An 18,012-nucleotide genomic window follows, 5' to 3' on the forward strand; every position below is an offset into this window, starting at 1 on the left:
CGCAGTGCGGACGGTGCGTCGCCCTCAGCGGCGGTGCCGGGGCATGAGGAGCGCCGTCGTCGGCGAACACCGGCCCGGAAGAACTCGACCCACATCCCACATCACATGCCTGACCAGAGATGGAAGGACCATCAGCCCATGCAAGCCAGAAGGGGCGACAGCGCTCCGGCGATCGAGCCCCCGAGGCATGTCCTTCCCGATGAATTGGTCCTGTCGATGGAGAAGGAACTTCCTTCCCTCGCCGGGGAAACCGTCCGCATCGTGAGGGCGCAGATACCGGCGCTCGCCCACTCCCTGGAGGAGCCTTGCAGAGCGCGAATACAAGCGGGCGTGGAGCGGGCTCTTCGTGAGTTCGTGAACCGGCTGTCGGGGCGATCGGCGCGCCTGGGGGAGGAGACCGCGCACGACTGTCGAGAGCTCGGAAAGAACGAGATGCGAAGGGGACGCAACCTGGAAGCACTCCAGGCCGCGTTCCGACTGGCTGCACGGCTTGCCTGGCGTCGGTGCGTGGACATCGGCAGTCGGAAAGGCATCGAGCCTCATCTGCTGTATTCGGTGGCGGAGAGCTTGTTCGCCTACATCGATGAGCTTGTCGCGCACTGTGCGGAAGGCTTCTCCAAGGCTCAGTTGCACGCGGCCGGGGAAATCCGGCTCAGGCGCCAGCGCCTGCTGCAAGTACTCACTTCCGATCCGCCCGCGCCCGCGCAGACGGTGACGGAACTGGCGCTTGCCGCCGCGTGGAGGCTTCCGCAGTCCGTTCAGGTGGTGGCGCTCTCGTCCATCAAGCAGGGCCGTCGAAGGGCTGTTCCTCCGGCGTCGATTCTCGAAGGCATCGACGTCTTGGCGGACTTCAGTGGGCCCGATCCGCTCTTGCTGATCCCCGAGCCGAGCCCCGAACACCGGCCGGTCCTGGAGAGGTTCCTGGACGGGCGGACGGCCGTCGTGGGTCCGCCGGTGGCGCTGGAACACGCGGCGGTGTCACTCCGGTGGGCGCGCAGACTGCTGGCGCTCGACGCACGCGGCCTGGGCGGACCCAATCACTCCATCTTGTACTGCGCCGACAATCTCCTGGCGCTGCTGCTGCTCCAGGACCAAGTCCTCATACACACACTCACGGCGCGCAGACTCGCCCCGCTCGCGCACCTGACCGCCAAGCAGCACGAGCGCATGACTCGCACTCTGCTGGCCTGGCTCCAGTGCTCGGGCAACACCATCGAGGCCGCGCGGAGGATAGGTGTTCATCCGCAGACCGTGCGCTACCGGCTGCGCCAGATCGAGGAACTGTTCGGTCCCGCGCTGCGTGATCCTGACGTCCGTTTCGAGCTGGAGGTGGCGCTCCGGGCCCAGGAGATGCTCTCCGCGATGGAAGCCCGCCGCAGACGCAGCGCGTCCCGGGCCGACCATCCGCGGCCCGGGAACCGGTACAAGGGTCGCGATCCGTCCCGTCGGTAGCGTCAGCCGGGCTCGGGGCCTGTGGCTGCGGGACGGGTCGGATCGGTGCTCCAGTCGCTCCAGGACCCCACATACAGCCCCGACGGGATCCCCGCTCGTTCCAGGGCGAGGACCTGCTGGGAGCCCCGGACGCCGGACCCGCAGTACGTGGCCACCTCGGGCGCCGTATCGGCACCGAGTGAGGCGAAGCGCTCCCGCAGTGCCGAGGGCGGCAGGAAGAGACCCCGCTCGTCGACGTTGTACGCGGCCGGTGCGCTCACGGCACCCGGGATGTGCCCGGCCACCGGATCGTAGGGTTCGAATTCGCCTCGGTATCGTTCCCCTACGCGTGCATCCAGGAGCAGACCGCTCCGAGCCACCACTGCCGCCTGCTCCGCGTCAAGCACGTCCATTCCGCCGGGACGGACGACGAAGTCGCCCCGCCTCCCGGGAGGATCGGGATCGGCCACGACGTGATGTCCGGCCGCGCTGTAGTCGCGCATACCGCCATCGAGCACCCGTACGTTCTCGTGCCCGGCCCAGCGCAGCGTCCACCAGGCGCGGGCCGCGGCGACCGCTGCGGAGTAACCGGGGTCGTACACGACGACAGGGCGATCCATGGAGACCCCGATCTCGCGCATCGCGGCTTCGAAGTCGTCGGGCGCGGGAAGCGGGTTCCGGCCGCCCGGCCCGGCCGGTCCTGCGAATACCTTGGCGAGGTCGACCACGTGGGCGCCAGGGATGTGCCCGCGTGGACCTACGCGAGGGTCCTCACGGTCCCAGCGCACTTCCACGACGGTCGGCGGGGCCGGCCCCCGAAGCTCCTCCGCCAGCAGCATCGAGTCGATGACAGGATCCATGAATTCCACGCTAGTTTCCGATTCGTATTGTCGCAAGCCGAGGTTCTGTGAGCCTGAGTTATTGCGGCTTTGAGAAGTGGTATGCACGTCCAATTTTAATTCTCCAGTCATTCATGGACGGAGCCGCCGGAGGGGTGTTCCCTTCGAAGCGCATCACGGACAGCGTCCCGTGATTTCACGCCCAGTTTCGTCAGTGTCCGAGCCACATGGTGTTCGACTGTGCGCGGGGAAAGGAAAAGAGCCCGGGCGATGTCCTTGTTGCTGGCGCCCCTTGCCAGGAACTGAGCCACTTCCCGCTCGCGAGGCGAGAGGTCATCTCCGTAGCCAGGGCGTCCACGTGTCGACGGCTGGGTCAGGCCCAGGGTCCGCAGCCGGTCCTGGCAGCGGGCGGCATCGTAGGTGGCACCGAGCCGCGTGTAGATCTCGGCCGCCGCGGTGAGGCCGGCAGCCGCTTGGTCGGGCTCCGAGCCGATCAGGACGGCCGCGGAGGATTCCGCGGCCCCTGCCTCCTCATAGGGCCGTCCGATCGACTGATAGATCAGACGAGCCTGGTCGAAGTGCCCTGCGGCTGAGGCCGGTTCGGCGTCCCGTCGGAGACTGCCACGGCACAGGTGCAGTTCGGCCGTGGCCGCCGGTGCGTCCCGCCCCACCAGGCCCCGCTCCATCTCGTCGGTCAGCTCCGAGGCACGCCTGTGGCGGCCGGACGCGACAGCGGCCTCCACCGCCACGGGCAGGAGATTGACGGCCCAGACCCACGCCTGCCGGCGCCGCACGACATCCAGCGCCGGCTCGGCCACGGACCACGCGGCCTCGGCATCCCCATCGGCGAGCCTGACCCGGGCCATCCCCACGACGGTGATGCACATCAGGACGCCGCCGCGCTTGCTCCAGGCCTCGGCGACGGTGGCGAATTCCTCCGCGGCCTTGGTGATCTGTCCGCGCGCCGCTGCCAGTCTGCCGCACACCAGTGCCTTTTGCGTATCCAGGAATGGCATGTCCGGGAATTCGGCTCGCAGCTCCGAGTACTTCCCTTCGAGCCCCGCCCAGTCTCCGGCCAAATAGGAGCACACCAAAAGGGTGCTGCGGGCATAGCAGTCGAGAAGCAGGCTGTCGACATGCCGGGCGAGCCTGTTGCACTCTCCCAGCAGCGCTGCCGCCCGTGCGTCGTGACCCACGAGCAGCGCCCCTTCGGCCGCGTTGTAGAGCGCCCGGGCCGTCTGCCGGATGATCTCGGGGTCGTCGGCTTCCCTGGGTAGCTCGTCCAGGTGCCGCCACACCTGCGGGTCGCCCATGTACGCGTCCAGCGAGAGGCGACTCGCCTGCACCGCGGCGCGGGCGCCGGCGTCCCCGCTGAAGGCGATGGTCCGCTCGGCCCTCTCCAGCCAGGCCAAGGACTCGGCGACCGGCTCGTCCCCCTCGCGCAAGGCCATGGCCGCCATGGCGCGGGCGGCCAGCTCCGGCCGCTGCTCCTCCAACTCCGCAATGGCCTGATCCACCTCGTGGAGCCCCTCGACGTGACCGGCCTGGTTGAACATGAGCAGCCCGAGGTTCAGCCGGATCTCACCGCGTGTGGTGGGATGCAGCTGCGGGTCGGCGACGATACGCCGCAACGCAGCCACACTGGCCGCGTAGTCGACTCGGTGCACCGCGATGCGGCTGAGCTTCAAGGCCGCACGCGAGCGAAGTTGGGAGTCCAGGCTCAACTCGGCGAGCATGTCGTGCAGGATGCCCGCGGCCGTGCCCTCGTCGCCGAGCGCGATGGCCTGGTCCGCCGCCGCGTCCGCCTGTTGGATCCAGGCCTGCCGGTCGCCCAGCGCCCGTGTGTGGTGCGCGATTTCCACCAGCGGTGGAATGTCCTGCGTCCAGAGGGCTTTGATGGCCCTGCGATGCAGTTGCAGTCGTTGTGGTCCCACCACTCCCCGGTACACCGCCTGCTGGGCCAGGGCATGCCGGAAGCCGTAGAGAGCGGGTGCGGACTCCAGAAGCACCGCGGAACGCAGGGCTTCCAGCAATCCCTGCGTCGCCTTTTCCGGGTCGCAGTCGGCGACCTGCCCGAGCAGCGCCTCCGTGGCCGGCACCGCCAGCACGGCCGCGGCCTGGACCACGGCTATACCTGCCTCCGATAGCCCCGCGATGCGCTCCGACACGGCCTCCCGCAGTCCGCGAGGCACATCCGAACTCTCCAGCCCGGCCACATCGTCATGGCCGCCTTGTTCGCCGCTGGTCAGCACACTGGAAGATCGCCCCCGTTCGAGGAGGGTGATGAGATCCTCCTCGGCGACGATCGGCAGCCCGGCGCTGCGCTCGAAGAGCACGCGCACCAGACGAGGCGTGGCCCGCGGGCCCAGTGCCGCAGTGGCCATCTGCCGCATATCACTTTCGGTGAGCGGCTTCAGATGAAGCTCCGCCCCACTGACCCCGGGGGGTCGCCGGTACGCCGACCCCAGAACGGGTACGCCCCGCCGACGGTTCTCCCGCCGATAGGCGAGCACGAGGGCCAGCCCCTTCGGCGGGTCCCGGGCGAGAAGCAGAAGGAGGTCGCGAGTGGCCTCGTCCGCCCACTGCAGGTCCTCCACCACCAGCACCACAGGACCAACGGCCTCCAGGAGCGCGCGTACCGCCTGCATACGGCAGACCCGCTCCGTACGGGCATCCCCCGCAGCGGAACTCGGCGGGGGCAGGTGTCCGGCCAACTCGGGCAGAAGCGGCAGCAGCTCCCCGGTGATGGGGGTGAGGGTCTGCGGTGGCGGCAGCCACCCCCGGGCTTGCCGGAGCGCGTCCAGCACCGGACCGAAGGGGAACGGGGCGCGCAACGGGTGGCACGCTGTCATCAGGACTCGTTCGTCTTGCGCCTGCTCGGCCGCCGTCATCTCCCGCAGCAGACGGGACTTGCCGATCCCTGCTTCGCCGTCCACCATGATCACCGCGGGTCGGCGGCGCAGGGCGCCGGTGAGGACGTTGAGCTCCGGGTCCCGCCCGACGAAGAGAAATCCGCTGCCGGGAACAGCGGCTTCATGATCGAGTTCGCAGACCATGACACCTGCCGTTCTGCTGCTCCGTGGATGGTGAGCAACGAATGATCGTGCCTTTTCCCGGAGCTGGACTTTCAACGCTACCTCTGCCCCCGAGTGCGGGCAATGCGGGTTGTCAGGGCCTGGACTAATATTGACATTCGGCCCGCAGCCGACGTGAGGCCCGGTTATGTCACTGGATGAGCGCGGCACTTTCCCTTCCACCACCGAATTTCCATTGGTAGGACGTCAGCCCGAACTGGAGACGCTAATCAGCGTGGTGCGGCGTCGCCCGTCCGTGGTCTTCGTGGAGGGTGAAGCCGGAATCGGAAAATCGCGCCTGGTTGTCGAGGCCATGGCACAGGCGGCAGAAGAGGGGATGAAGGTCCTGTGGGGGGCATGTCATCCGTTGCGGGAGCCCATGCCGTACGGGCCGGTACTCGACGCGCTGCGCGGCATCCGAGCAGGCCCGCTCGTCGATGTGGAGCCGTCGGCCGGTGTTCTCAGGGAATGGCTGCCGGAACTCGACGACATCCTGCCGCCCGCGCCCTCGGAGGCGAGTGAGGGAAGGCCCGAGGGCTACCGCATGGTGCAGGGAGTGCGCGCCGTACTGCTGGCCGCGGCCCCCGATGTGCTCGTGATCGAGGACGTGCAGTGGGCCGATGAGGTCACCCGTGAGCTCCTGCTGATGCTCGCCAGGGATCTTCCCGAGTCGACGGCCCTGATCGTCACGTACGACAGGGAGGAACTGCGAGACGACACGCCGGTCCTCGGAGCGCCGTACCAGCGGCCACCGGGTGTATCGGGCGCCGAGATCTGTCTTCGGCCACTGACCGAGGCGGATGTCTGCGGCCTCGCCGATGCCGTTCTGGGAAGCGGGGCCTGCCGGCGGCTCGGACGGCTGTTGCACGAGCGCAGCAGCGGGCTGCCGCTCGTCGTCGAGGAGGACCTGATCACCCTCGGGCAGCGGGAGCAGCGCGCACCGCTTCTGACGACCGGTTCCGAGAGCGACTGGTCCGTGGTGCTGGACGAGGCGGAGTTCCCGCGTGGTCTGCGGGACGCGGTGCTGGAGCGGGTGGAAAGCCTGGGGGCGCCCGGTGCGGCGCTGGTGGAGGCGGCCTCGGTGCTGACGGTCCCCTCCTCCGCCTCGTTGCTGGGGGACGTGGCCGGTCTTGACCCCGAAGAGGCCGAGGCGGGATTGGTGGACGCGCTGCGGGCGAGTGTGCTGCGCGAGAGCCAGCCGGACCGCTATGGATTCCGCCACTCACTCGCCCGGCAGGTGGTCTACGGCCATCTGCTGGGGCCGCAGCGCCAGCACTTGCACCGACGGGCCATGCAGACGCTGTGGGCACAGCCGGTTCCGCCACTGGTACAGATCGCTTACCACACCAAGGCCACGGGCGACCGCAAGGCGTGGCTGCACCAGGCGCAGGCCGCCGCTGACCAGGCCATCGGGCTGGGGGACGACGGGACCGGCGCCGGCATCCTCCACGAGATCCTCGCCGAACCCCGGTTGGAAGCCCGTCTGCGGTCGCGCGCCGCGCTGAGCCTCAGCCGGATCGCTTACAACCGCATCGGTTTCAGCTCCACGGTGGCGGCGCTGCGCCGGATTCTCGCCGATCCGCAGCTGCCCCCGGTCACCCGTGGCGAGATCCGCCTGAACCTCGGCCTCATACTGCGCAACCAGGGTCTCGACATGAGAGGACACCGGGAGATCGAGAAGGCGATCCCCGCGCTGGAGGAGTCATGTCCGGAACTCGCCGCTCGCGGTATGGCCGCGCTGGCCATGGTGGAGGACGATCGTCCCCTGACGGAGGCTCTGCGATGGATGGATCGTGCTGAGCGGACCATAGCCCGGAGCAAGGATGAAGCCGCCCGCGCCGCGGTCCGGGCCAACCGGCTCACCGTCATGGCCGACATCGGCGACGGCGGGGTGTGGGAGCTGCTCGACGCGCTGCCCCGAACCGCCGAGAACCCCGAGATCCTCCGCCAGACCAGTCGTGCCTTGTTCAACTGTGGCATGTACGGGCTGCGGCTGGGACACGACGAACGGGCCGTCGCGCTCCTGAAGGAAAGCGCGAAGATGGCCAATCTCGCGGGGAGCCCGTTCCTGGACTGTCTCACGCAGCTCTATCTACTGGTCGCAGAGTGGCTCGCCGGCCGATGGGAAGGCATCGAAGAGCGCTTCGGCTCATTGACCGCGGACTTCCCTGACATGCCCCAGACCCACACCCTGGAGGCTTATGTCAGCGGAAGCATCATGGCCGCGCGCGGCAGGCTCGCGCAGGCATGGGAACAGTTCGCCTCCGTCAACTCTGCCTTCAACAAGGGCAATGAGGTGCTGTGGCTGTACCTGGGAGCAGCAGGCGGCGCTCGGGTCCGTATGGCTCAGGGCGATCCGCGAGCCGCATGGGCCACGGTTGTCCCCGCCCTCGATGTTCTGCGCCGGGGAGGCCGCTGGACGTGGGGGACGGGTCTGGTACCGGTGGCCGTCGAGGCGGCGCTGGCCACCGGCCTACGAGCCGAGGCCGAAGTGCTCACCGCGGAGGTCGAGCGGGGCATCGCCGGCCGCGACACCCCCGCCGCCTCCGCCGAGTTGCAGATCTGCCGTGGCCTGCTCGCATTCGACGTCGAACCCTCCAGGGCGCGGGAGCAGTACGGCCTTGCCCGCGCCGCCTGGGAACGTATCGGCCGCCCCTATCTGATGACCAGGGCTGCGGAACGAGCAGCCGGCGCCCTGATACCCAGCGATCCCCAGGCAGCCGGCCGGGAACTGACGAGCGCAGCTGACGACTACGCCCGACTCGGCGCCACCTCGGACGCCGCCCGCTGTCAGCAGGCGCTGCGATCGCTCGGGCTGGCACAGCCTTCCCCGCAGGGACGCCGGGGATACGGAGGAAGACTTTCCCCCCGGGAGCGCGAGGTCGCCCATCTCCTGGCCGGCGGTGCCACCAACCGAGACATCGCGCAGGCGCTGTTCCTGTCCCCCCGCACGGTCGAACACCATGTGGCCAGCGTTCTCAAGAAATTGGGAACCACTGATCGAAAGGCCGTTCAGTCGGCTCTGGCCGGCTACGAGGCGTGACGCGAGACGTCAGCCGCGGGCTTCCTGGTGCGCCGTTCGGGGAGCGCGAGCGTCTTAACCTGGCAGCCGCGCGTGCTCAGCCGGGCGGACAGATCCTGCGCCTCGGCCGGGCAGGTGGACAACGCTTCCAGGTTGGGGATGAAGATCACCTGATACAGGCCGCTCTGGACGTGCCGGACGAGACGGGTGAGCTCTGGCCGGGATGCCCCTGAAGCACATCCGTTGTCCACGTAGAAGACCAGTTCGGGCAGACTCAGTCGGTGAGCCCAACGGCGTATCCGCTGGCGGTCGATGATCGGTCGCAGGTCGTCGCGGGGGTAGTAGCGCAGGTATACGGCGGTGATCCTGGAACGCCGTGCTGTGGTGGTCTTCATCACCGGTTCTCCTAGCTGGTCGGATGGCTGGTCTACTGGTTCGGTCGTAGGTGAGAGCGGCCCATGCCTGCCTCGACCGGGACCCGTCAGTCACCGGCTGGATCCCTGCCGGTCAGGGAGATTTCGGCCACGCTCGACCATGGCCCGCGGACGCCCGCTTCGGTGAGGGCGACCAACCGCACGTAGCGGCCGGTTTTGGCGGCGAAGGAAACGGACTGCTCAGCCGATGTGTCGGAGAACGCGCCGTTGGTCACGGCCTCGCCCCACTTCTCGTGCGAAGTAGAGACGTAGATCTTGTAGTCCCCGATCGTGCCGTTCGGGTTCCCGTCCTGGCGCGGCAGGTAGGTGAGGCCTTCCAGCTCGTACGTGGCGCCCAGGTCGATCTGAATCTCGTGCGGCAACTCGTCGTTGGAGTAATACCAGGCGGTGTGCCAAATGGTGTTCGGGTCACTGTCGAAGGCGTTGCTCGCCGCGCCCGCTTCGCCGTAGAACTCCTCGCTGTCCGCGTACAGCAGCGACCAGCTCGTCTTGGGGATGGTGAACAAGGGCCCCGGAGCCTGGGGCGGCGAGGTCACCGGTGACGGGGTATCCGAAGGCGAGGACGAGGAGGAGCGGGAGGGGGACGAGGAGCGTCTGGTTGCGGGAGTCTCGGTGCCAGGCGGCTGAGGATCCAGGGGCCGACGTGTCGTCGCCTCGGTGATCGGGTTCCGTGACGCCGCGGGCACGGGGGGATTTCGCTCGTCGGAGCCCGTTGTGGCCGCGGCGGCGGCGGTGGCGGTGCGCCCTGCGTCCGGCGACACGATGGCACCGGAGGGGCGGTCGGACGCGAGCAAGGATCCCGAGGTGATGATCGCGGCGGTGACGAGCCCGGCGATTCCTGCGGCTGCCGCGCGGGATGCGGCGGTCGGGGGGCGCTTCGGGTGAGAGTGAGAGGCTGCTGCAGGAGCAGCCTCGTCACGGGCGTCGTCGCCGGGAGCACCGGTCTCGTCCGGTGGCGTGCTGGAAGTGTTGTCCTGGTCGACACGGCCGCCTTCCAGCCGGTCGCGCAGCTCGGTGTTCGACGCGGCGGGAGCCGCTGTCCCGGGCGCTCGCGCCCCCTGCTCGGGCGTGGGCGTGTAGCCAGGGCCCCAGAGCGCGAGCCCGGCAGGCAGTGCCGAACCCAGCCGATCATTGATATCGGTCAGCTCGGCCAGCGCACTCGCGCAGGACGGGCACTCGGCGACATGCCTTTCGAACGCCCTGCTGCGGCGAACTCCGCTGCGCCGCACCGCGGCTGCGAGGAGTCCGGAGAAGGGCCGGCAGACCTCGTTGTCCATGCGAGCCAGATGCGCTTGCAGATAGGCCTCGCGCAGCCCCTCGCGCGCTCGTTGGGCCAACGAGGAGACCCCGGAGGGGGTGATCCCGAGCAGAGTCCCGACGGCCTCGGCCGACTCACGTTCGACTTCCGTGTGCCACAGCACGAGTTGCCAGCGCTCCGGCAGGCCGTGGAAGGCGCGGAGAACCAGCGAGCGGTCCTCGGATTCGAGCAGGACCTGCTCGACATTGCTGCCGGGCGCCGGGAGGCGTTCCGCCCAGGCGTGGAAGTCCTGCGACAGTTCGACGCGGCGGCTGGTGGACATCCACTGAGCGGCGGTGTGCCGCACGACGCTCAACAGATAGGGCCGCCACGTGGCGTTGGGTCCGGCGCCGGCCTGTACGGCACGCAGCGTCTGGGTGAATGCCTCGGCTGTCAGGTCTTCGGCAGTATGGGGATCGCGACAGCAGGCGCGAGCATAGGCCAGAACCGCTCCCCGATGGCGACGGTACATCTCGGCGAACGCCTCGCCGGCGGCCCGCTCGACGGCAGTGGTCCGCGGGCGGAGCAGGCGCATGGTCTGACGGCCGGCGGGTGGCTGAGCGGACGCTTGCTGGTCGACGAGGGGGAGTTCGGAGGGGACGCCGGCCTTGATGGCACGACCGAGCTCGGCATCCGACGCGGACTCCCAGTGCGGCACCGGGGAGCCTTGCTTAGCAACCATGAAGAGCCCTCGCGTTGTTCGCAGAGACAGGTTGGATGTGCGTCGGGTCGGCCCCTGACGGCGTCATGGGCCGGGTGGCAGATGCAGGGTTCGCACCCGTCGACGCATGGCCACCGGGTCGGGCCGCGGCTCCCTGCGCAGGCCGAGCTCCTCGCATGCCACGACGTGCCGGGACGTCGTGTGGGTCAGGGTGCCGCGTTTGTCGATGACACTGAGGACGTCGCACCGGTGGGACGTCTCGGCGGACGACACCCGCCCCACCATCCCCGTGTCCAGGGTGACGATGTGCCCCACCCAGGTTTGCCATGCGGGATCGCTCTGATGTCTCATCGGCCACGCTCCAGTTCTGTGTGGAAGCCGCTGGGGGAGGTGTTGTCGAGCGGCATGACTTCTCCTGGGCCATCAAGAAACCTGCTGTGCACGGCACTGACGGCGCTTCACTTACAGACAAACTCCAGCGGTGGGGCGTAACAATGCGGGGTGGCCGACAGATAAGTGCCGTACGGCGGTGCCCGCATTGCGTACCGGTAGGGGTGGATGGGGGACACAGCGCCTGGTGGGTGTCTCATCGGTTGGTGCTGGCGGCGACGAAGGCCTCGAAGAGGCGGCTGTCGTCCGGGTCGGCCTCCGGCTGCCACTGCACGCCGAGGACGCACCGGCGGGTGGGTAGCTCGATCGCCTCGACCATCTCGTCCTGACTCCAGGCCGTGGGCAGAAGCCCGGATCCGAGCTGGGCCACTCCTTGGTGGTGGCAGCAGCGCACGGGCGTCACATTGCTGAGGATCATGCTCAGCAGACTCCGGGTCCTGCATCGGACGATATGCGGGACGAAGGTCGCTTGCTGCGGTTGATGTCGTCCTCTGGACCGGTCGGGCAGATGCTGGAGCAGCGTCCCCCCGAAGGCAATGTTGATCATGTGCATGCCGCGGGACACCCCCAGGACCGGCAGGTCGCGCATCAAGGCCTCGCGGAGAAGGGCGAACTCCCAGGCGTCCTGAGCGCGATCCGGGCGCCCGGTCATGGGGTGGGCCTCGGCGCCGTAGCGCATCGGGTCGACGTCGGGCCCCGCGGGGATCAGCAGACCGTCGACGGAGTCCAGTGTGAACCAGGCGCTGTGCCCCCAGGGCGGCAGCAGGGCTGCTGCGGCCCCGGCACGCGAGAGGCCGTCTATGTACGGCCGTAGGGCCACGGCGGCCGGGGGCCTCGCGCCATGGCCTGTCGCCTCGTCCGGATAGCAGCTGATCCCGATCACCGGGCGGGTGCGTCCCGCTCCGACAGGCCAGGCGGCGTAGCCGGTATCGACCTGCGGCCACGGTGAGCCCGTGCCGGCGGCCGGTGAGGGTGGGTACGGGTTCGGCATTCCCGCTGTCCAGCTCATTTTCCCTCCTCAGCGTGGCCGCGCACGGGTTCCATGAGGTGTGGTCGTCGGTTTTCACCGGCATGCCCTTTCCGCTGGGCCTGTCACCCGTCCGCTGGCGCGTTCGGTTCCTACGGGTCCTGGCTGCCCCGTGGTCGGGGGATTCCGTACGGAACGGCGATGCGTTCGAGCACCAGCGTCATCTCGTAGCCGATGCGGTGGACGTCCGCCCGGGTATCGCTGACCACCGCCAGCGAGCGGCCGAAGGGGGCTGCGGCGATGGCGAAGAAGGCGTGGCTCGTCTCGACCATGATGTGCAGGACGGCGCCGGCCCGGGACACGCGTCCCAGCTCTCCGGCGACGGCGCGCAGGCCGTGCGCGGCGCAGGCCAGAGACTCGACCTCGCCGCCGGACAGGCCGCTCGAGGCCGCGATCGGTCTGGCGTCGCGCGAGATCAGGATTGCGTGGCGGATCCCCTCGACGCGGCCGGCCAGTTCGGTCATGCACCTGTCGAGAAGTCGCTCGTCGTGTGGTTCGCGTGCGTTCAACGACGATTCCTTTCCGGGGGCGTGCGCCAAGTACCGTCGCGTGCAGTCGGCTCGTGTTCGACCGGCTCGCCAGGTGCCGAACGACGTCAGACGAGTTGTGTCGCCGCGATCATGAGGCGGCGGCAGCACATGAGCAGTCGGGTTACTCGCCGGTACAGATACCTTCGGTAACCGATGCGGACGTTTCGGTCGGCCGGACCGGCTGCTCGCCGATCACGGAGCCGGCGTGTGTCCGGGTCGGCCTTCGCACGCCGCTCGGCGGTCCCGTGCGGGTGGCACGCGCGGGCTCGCTGTGGACCGTTGCCGGTCCTGTTCCCCGACCACGGACCGCGCGGAGGCGTGCTGGAGTCGTTGTGCGTGCAGCGGGCCACAGGCTGGGCCGGAGCCGGGAGCCCGAGGAGCGGGCCTCGCTTTCCTGCCTGTGTGCGGACGCGGCCCGCGGTGCATTGGGAGCAGACCAGCTGAAGGGAATTTCCTGCACTGAACGAGGGGCGGAGTCGGTGAGGCATGTCGGGTCCTCTCCAGACGAGATTGCTTACACGTCCACGGAAGATCGTGTGAGTGTCCCGATCAATGCGTGGTGACCCCTAATTCCGCCCCTCGAGTCGTAGGGGGACGCTGACGGGTCCTACGAAAACACCTGGCGAGCGGCCGAACGCCCGCCCCCGCATCGACTGGCCGACCGACTCGGAACATAACACTCAGGTAACGGGACGGGATGTTTCCGTGGCCACCCGCTCTTGAGGACTGTCTCCGCGGGCCGCCGACCAGGTGTTGCCACGGGGATGGGGGGTTTCGCTCTTGGGCTTCGACGAGATCCAGGTGCCCGGCACTAAGCCACTGGCCACATCCGGCACCGGTCGCATCGTCGCCGGCCGCATGCGCCAGACGGAGGGGAGACGCTGTGCCATTCAGCGAGCCGGAGGATCTCGCGTCCCGCTCCGACGCGGAACTGACTGCCGAGGTGAGGAATTCGGCGGCGGACGCCGAGCTCTCCGAACTGTACAGACGCCACCACGCGGCCGTGTGGTCCTACGCCCGCACATGCTGCCGGGAGTGGCACATCGCCGAGGAGCTCACGGCTGAGGCCTTCGCACGGACCATTAAGGCAGTCCGCAAAGGCCATGGCCCGGAACAGGCTTGGCGCCCCTACCTTCTGACCGTCGTCCGGCGCATCGCCGCCGACTGGGGTGCAACGGCTCGTCGTACCGACCTTTCACCCGACTTCGAGAACTGGCTCAGCGAAGCAGCCGGTGCCGAACCCGTGGAGACGGGGGAGGAGCGGATGCTGAGGCTCGAGGAGAGCGATCTGGTACTGCAAGCCTTCCATTCACTGCCGGAACGCTGGCAAGGGGTCCTGTGGCACACGCTGGTGGAGGGCGAAAGCACCGCGAAGGTGGGTGAGTTGCTGGGACTGAGTGCCAGCGGCGTCGCCTCACTGGCCGCGCGTGCCCGTGAAGGTCTGCGCGAGGCGTATCTGGCGGTGATCGCCGGAGCCGGCACGGAAGGCGAATGCCGCCACTACATCGGCCTGTTGGCCGCGACGGTCCGGGGGGCGGGACGCCGGTCGAGCAAGAGCCTCCAGCGCCACCTCTCCGGCTGTGAACGGTGCAGCAGGGCGATGGCCGATCTCAAACGACTCAACGAGCAGCTGCCCTCCGCTCTGTCCGTCGGTGTGCTCCTGTGGGGCGGGACCGCCTACGCCGCCTCGCGTGCCTGCATGACCGAGGTGACCGCGTCACTGGCGGCGCAGCAGACCGGCCTCGCGACAATCGGTCCGGCCGGCCCCACGGCCAAATCGCAGGCGGCTGTCTTCGGTGTCGGAGGCACAGCCGGAGCCATAGCGATGGCCATCGCCATCGGTACGACCTTGCTGGGCCCCGGGGACGGAGGTAAGAACGCGGAACCGCCGCCGCACCGGCCACCAGCAACGGTCGTACCCTCGCGCTTCACCTCACCGCCCGTCTCGCCGTCCCTGTCCCCGGAACACCGATCGCGACCACGCGAGTCGAAGTCGGCGCCGGTCAAGTCTCGACGTGCGGTGCAACGGCCCAGCCCTTCGACCGGTCCCACCCACGTGCCCGTCTGGGCTCCGGAGGCCGATATGCGCACCCAACTGCGCATCGTGCCGACCGACGCATGCCTGACGATCGAGGGGGGCAGCCGTTCGGAGGGAGCGAGGCCGCGTCAGGCCGACTGCGACGGTTCGACGGCTCAGTTGTGGGATCTGGTGTCCGTGGACAGCGAGAACCATGGCCATACGCGCCTCCGTAACGTCGCGAGTGGGCTTTGCCTCACCGCTTCGGGGAGTACCGAGGACGGGTCTTTGGTGCAGCAGCGTCCGTGTGACCCCTCAGACGACAGCCAGGAGTGGTTGCGGTGTGAGGACCCGTCGGACGCGGGCGTGAACTTCATCGACGAGACCGGTGAGATGTACCTCATCCTGGACGACTGGGCAGAGGGCGACGGGATGCACGAGGACACCTTCGGAACCAGCCACATGTATGTGGACTCCCCGCCGTTCGGCTTCCGCTTGGACCACTGACAGACATGGAAGGAGGGCCACCGTCTCTGGTGGCCCTCCTTCCATGAGGAGCTCACGGCGAGGGTCAGTGTCTCGGAGTCCTTTCGGACCGACCAGCCCCGGGTGTGCGGAAGACACGGTGGCGGACCACCAGGAGCAGGGATCCGCCGAGAATCGCCGCACTTCCGACCAGGGCGAGGAGGACAGACGCGGAGCCGCCTCCCGTCTGGGCGAGTACGCCCGTCCCTGTGCTGCCCTTCGGACCCGGCTCAGCACCTGGAGCCTTTGGCTGGAACGTCGAGCTCGTGCACTTCAGTGCGCCCTCGAATCTCTTCGAGAATCCTCCAGGCCCGGCAACCTCTATGTCGTACGTGTCACCGTCGCGCACCTTCACCAGGACGTCGGTGCTGCCTCCCGCGTCCACGACGGCATGTTGACCACCGACCTGCGTGCTCCAGGATTCGTCACCCGAGTTCTCCAGCGTGACAAGTACCCCCTCCTTGTCGCAGCGTTCCTCCGCGTTGGCGGCCGGAATCACGTCGTTCGAGGCACCGGCCCACTCCACGGTCGCCTCGGCCGTGACGGGCACGGCAGCCGAGCCCGCGAGAATGAGTGTCTGACTCGTGCCGTCCACCGCTTTGAACACACGTCCCAGGGAGGGTGCGCTCAGGGCGGTCGCCGTCAGCCGGGCGCTACCCGGTGCGGCCCCCGTCGGTACGGAGAAGAACACCTCTTCGCCGTTGTGTGCCGAGGTGACCGGCTGTCCTTGCGCATTGACGATCCGCGCACCGTCGGGGGCGCCACTCACTCGCAGTTCGACGCTGGTGGCGCTCGTGGTCACGGTGATCGGACCGATCTTCTCACCGCTCTTCCCGGCGACGCTCGACGAGGAGAGCTGCAAAGTGGGCCGCGGTTCGTCGACGGCGACGGCATGGGACGTGAGCCATTCGGTGAGCTGTGCAGCCGCCTCATCGCGTGGTGTGGCATCGACCTGATCGGAGAAGCGCCAGATGGCAGCCTGGGTCGCCGCTGCCGCCGTATCCGGATTCAGCCCGTCGATCCCCGTTTCCTGAGCCAGGTTTTCCACGTCCAGGTGCGGATACGAGTGGCTGAGGATCCAGGCGATCTTGCCTGCCTCGTGATTGTCCGAAAGCGTCGAGTTGCTCCAGCCGGTTTCCGCGTACGACGCTCCTTCGACGGTTCCATGATGGAGATCGACGCAATACACCTGGAGTTCCTGGCCGTTGAGAGTCAGGGCCTGCGTACCGGCCGTGAGTTCGTACCCGTCTCCGTCCCTCACCTCGATGACGTCCCCATGGACGGTGCCGCCCAGTGTCGCCACTGCTGCGTTCTCCTCGGCACCTGCGATCCCTGCGCGTGCGGCCACGCCCCAAAGTGCGCCGACGCTCACCAGCAATGCGGCGCACAAGACGGTACGGGTGTTTCTTCGTGCACGTCCCATTCGATCCACCTTCGTAGTCAAGCCGCACGGCAGGCGGCCCGGCCCAGAGGCCACGAGGATGACCACCACCGGCGATGGCGGCTGTTCTGCTTGACTGGAGAGGGAGTTGGAGCCCAGGTGTCCTGGGGTTTTATAGCTTCTTTATCTGGGATCGGGTCGATGGGTGACCGCGTGCCCGCAGTCCGGGGCGGGAAGCTCTTGTTCCAGGGGCGGAGGAGCCTGACTCACGTCAGGTACGGCGGTGGTGGCCTCCGGAGGGGAGGGGGACGCGGGGTCGGCCGAGTAGAGGGAGGCGGGCGTCGGCAGGGCACGTACGAGGAGGATGACCATCAACAGACCTGCGGGTACCGCCACGTGGGGTTTGGCGCACCCCTGGACGAGGGCACGGATCCGCCCGTGGGTGGGTGCCGCGCGCGATGGTGCCTCCGGCTCCTCATGACCGCGGGAGACGAGAGCCGCGCCGCCCCAGGGCAGCAGGCCGCCGGCCAGAACCCGGGCAGGGTGCTCGTTGAGGTCGAGGAGATCGCGACGGGCAAGGGTGCAGGGGGAGCATTCCGTCATGTGCTGTTCGAGGTCGCAGCTGTGCGTCAGACCGTTCCTGTGGGTCGCGAGGTCGAGAAGGGGAGCGAAGAGCCCGCAGAGCTCGTCCTGGTGACGGTCGGCGAACGTGTCGAGGTATGCGCGGCGGAAATCCTCCAGTGCCCTTTCGCCGAGCGCCGGCACGGTGACGGGCTCGACGCCGAGCAGCCGGCCCGTCGTCGCCATGTCGTTCTGCCGGACCACCGCGTGCCACACCGCTGCCCGGGTCACCTCGGGCAGCCGCAGGAACGCCGTGCCGACGGTGCTGTCATTCGCCGGGAACTCCGATGCCGTGGGGATCCAACCCGGTGGCTGCTGCGCGGTCAGCCACGACCGCAGCCCTGAGGACAGACGGTCGGGGAGGCCGGCGGCGGCCCATTCCACGGCGATTCGGTGCACGAGGCGCAACAAGTGGTACTGCCACGGTGTCCGATCCGGCGGGACATCCGATTCCTGGAGCGCTCGGTCGAATGCCTCGGTCGCGAGGGCCCGAGCGAACGCCTCGTCCGCACACAGCCGGGCGTAGGCGAGCATCGCGGGGAAGTGGCGCCGTCGCAGCTCCGCGGCAGCGATCTGTGCGGGGCCCGCGACGCCCGCGGTACTCACGGCCGACGCACCCCACACGGACAGGAGCGCACTGTCAGGCAGATCAGCCCACGGAACGAGTCCCGGCGTCACGTCCGCTTCATATGTGGACGGAGAACGAGACTCCTTGGATCGCCTTCTCCGGGGCACGTCTACGTCTCCTTTCGGCAGGGTGGCA

The 18,012-nt window shown here is 68.6% G+C and carries 12 protein-coding genes; 3 read left to right on the plus strand and 9 right to left on the minus strand.

From position 1 onward, the window contains the following. The first annotated feature begins 216 nt into the window (after positions 1-216). Positions 217-1,452: a helix-turn-helix domain-containing protein gene (locus ACHBTE_RS15245; RefSeq protein ID WP_394724340.1), complete on the plus strand. Its 1,236-nt coding sequence runs from the start codon at positions 217-219 to the stop codon at positions 1,450-1,452. Positions 1,453-1,454: 2 nt separating this feature from the next. Here the strand turns inward: ACHBTE_RS15245 and ACHBTE_RS15250 are convergent, their stop codons facing one another. Together ACHBTE_RS15250 and ACHBTE_RS15255 are read right to left on the minus strand one after the other, a co-directional pair. Further along, positions 1,455-2,291: a sulfurtransferase gene (locus ACHBTE_RS15250; protein ID WP_394724341.1), complete on the minus strand. Its 837-nt coding sequence runs from the start codon at positions 2,289-2,291 to the stop codon at positions 1,455-1,457. Positions 2,292-2,398: 107 nt separating this feature from the next. Continuing rightward, a complete protein-coding gene (locus ACHBTE_RS15255; protein WP_394724342.1) occupies positions 2,399-5,326 on the minus strand; it encodes an AAA family ATPase in 2,928 nt (975 codons plus the stop codon). Positions 5,327-5,492: 166 nt separating this feature from the next. Here ACHBTE_RS15255 and ACHBTE_RS15260 point away from each other — a divergent pair, with 166 nt between their 5' ends. Continuing rightward, positions 5,493-8,387 (plus strand): ATP-binding protein, encoded by a 2,895-nt coding sequence (locus ACHBTE_RS15260; RefSeq protein ID WP_394724343.1) that lies wholly within the window; start codon positions 5,493-5,495, stop codon positions 8,385-8,387. On the opposite strand, the gene ACHBTE_RS15265 is transcribed toward ACHBTE_RS15260, so the two are convergent. From ACHBTE_RS15265 to ACHBTE_RS15285, 5 genes are all read right to left on the minus strand, one after another. Further along, positions 8,375-8,761, minus strand: a complete 387-nt coding sequence (locus ACHBTE_RS15265) for a recombinase family protein (protein ID WP_394724344.1) — start codon at positions 8,759-8,761, stop codon at positions 8,375-8,377. The two genes, ACHBTE_RS15260 and ACHBTE_RS15265, sit on opposite strands and share 13 nt — an antisense overlap. Before the next feature lie 86 nt (positions 8,762-8,847). After that, positions 8,848-10,632, minus strand: a complete 1,785-nt coding sequence (locus tag ACHBTE_RS15270) for a sigma-70 family RNA polymerase sigma factor (RefSeq protein WP_394724345.1) — start codon at positions 10,630-10,632, stop codon at positions 8,848-8,850. A gap of 210 nt (positions 10,633-10,842) precedes the next feature. Further along, positions 10,843-11,109, minus strand: a complete 267-nt coding sequence (locus ACHBTE_RS15275; RefSeq protein WP_394724346.1) for a hypothetical protein — start codon at positions 11,107-11,109, stop codon at positions 10,843-10,845. 235 nt (positions 11,110-11,344) lie between these two features. Beyond that, entirely contained in the window at positions 11,345-12,157 is an 813-nt protein-coding gene (locus ACHBTE_RS15280; RefSeq protein WP_394724347.1) for a gamma-glutamyl-gamma-aminobutyrate hydrolase family protein, read from the minus strand. A gap of 110 nt (positions 12,158-12,267) precedes the next feature. Next, positions 12,268-12,639: a roadblock/LC7 domain-containing protein gene (locus ACHBTE_RS15285; RefSeq protein WP_394724348.1), complete on the minus strand. Its 372-nt coding sequence runs from the start codon at positions 12,637-12,639 to the stop codon at positions 12,268-12,270. Between the two features lie 949 nt (positions 12,640-13,588). On the opposite strand from ACHBTE_RS15285, the gene ACHBTE_RS15290 reads away from it, so the two are divergent. Beyond that, positions 13,589-15,229 (plus strand): sigma-70 family RNA polymerase sigma factor, encoded by a 1,641-nt coding sequence (locus ACHBTE_RS15290; RefSeq protein ID WP_394724349.1) that lies wholly within the window; start codon positions 13,589-13,591, stop codon positions 15,227-15,229. Between the two features lie 64 nt (positions 15,230-15,293). Here the strand turns inward: ACHBTE_RS15290 and ACHBTE_RS15295 are convergent, their stop codons facing one another. Continuing rightward, entirely contained in the window at positions 15,294-16,670 is a 1,377-nt protein-coding gene (locus ACHBTE_RS15295; protein ID WP_394724350.1) for a thioester domain-containing protein, read from the minus strand. 141 nt (positions 16,671-16,811) lie between these two features. Beyond that, the gene (locus ACHBTE_RS15300; RefSeq protein ID WP_394724351.1) at positions 16,812-17,855 is read right to left on the minus strand and encodes a hypothetical protein; all 1,044 of its coding nucleotides are present in this window, start codon (positions 17,853-17,855) and stop codon (positions 16,812-16,814) included. Positions 17,856-18,012: the final 157 nt, after the last annotated feature.

The organism is Streptomyces sp. M41 (genome assembly GCF_043673425.1).
In the GTDB taxonomy this organism is placed as follows: domain Bacteria; phylum Actinomycetota; class Actinomycetes; order Streptomycetales; family Streptomycetaceae; genus Streptomyces.

Coding starts and splice junctions, on each gene's coding strand:
- ACHBTE_RS15245 (WP_394724340.1), top strand. CDS start 217: ATGGAGAAGGAACTTCCTTCCCTCGCCGGGGAAACCGTCCGCATCGTG.
- ACHBTE_RS15250 (WP_394724341.1), bottom strand. CDS start 2,291: ATGGATCCTGTCATCGACTCGATGCTGCTGGCGGAGGAGCTTCGGGGG.
- ACHBTE_RS15255 (WP_394724342.1), bottom strand. CDS start 5,326: ATGGTCTGCGAACTCGATCATGAAGCCGCTGTTCCCGGCAGCGGATTT.
- ACHBTE_RS15260 (WP_394724343.1), top strand. CDS start 5,493: ATGTCACTGGATGAGCGCGGCACTTTCCCTTCCACCACCGAATTTCCA.
- ACHBTE_RS15265 (WP_394724344.1), bottom strand. CDS start 8,761: ATGAAGACCACCACAGCACGGCGTTCCAGGATCACCGCCGTATACCTG.
- ACHBTE_RS15270 (WP_394724345.1), bottom strand. CDS start 10,632: ATGCGCCTGCTCCGCCCGCGGACCACTGCCGTCGAGCGGGCCGCCGGC.
- ACHBTE_RS15275 (WP_394724346.1), bottom strand. CDS start 11,109: ATGAGACATCAGAGCGATCCCGCATGGCAAACCTGGGTGGGGCACATC.
- ACHBTE_RS15280 (WP_394724347.1), bottom strand. CDS start 12,157: ATGAGCTGGACAGCGGGAATGCCGAACCCGTACCCACCCTCACCGGCC.
- ACHBTE_RS15285 (WP_394724348.1), bottom strand. CDS start 12,639: ATGACCGAACTGGCCGGCCGCGTCGAGGGGATCCGCCACGCAATCCTG.
- ACHBTE_RS15295 (WP_394724350.1), bottom strand. CDS start 16,670: ATGGGACGTGCACGAAGAAACACCCGTACCGTCTTGTGCGCCGCATTG.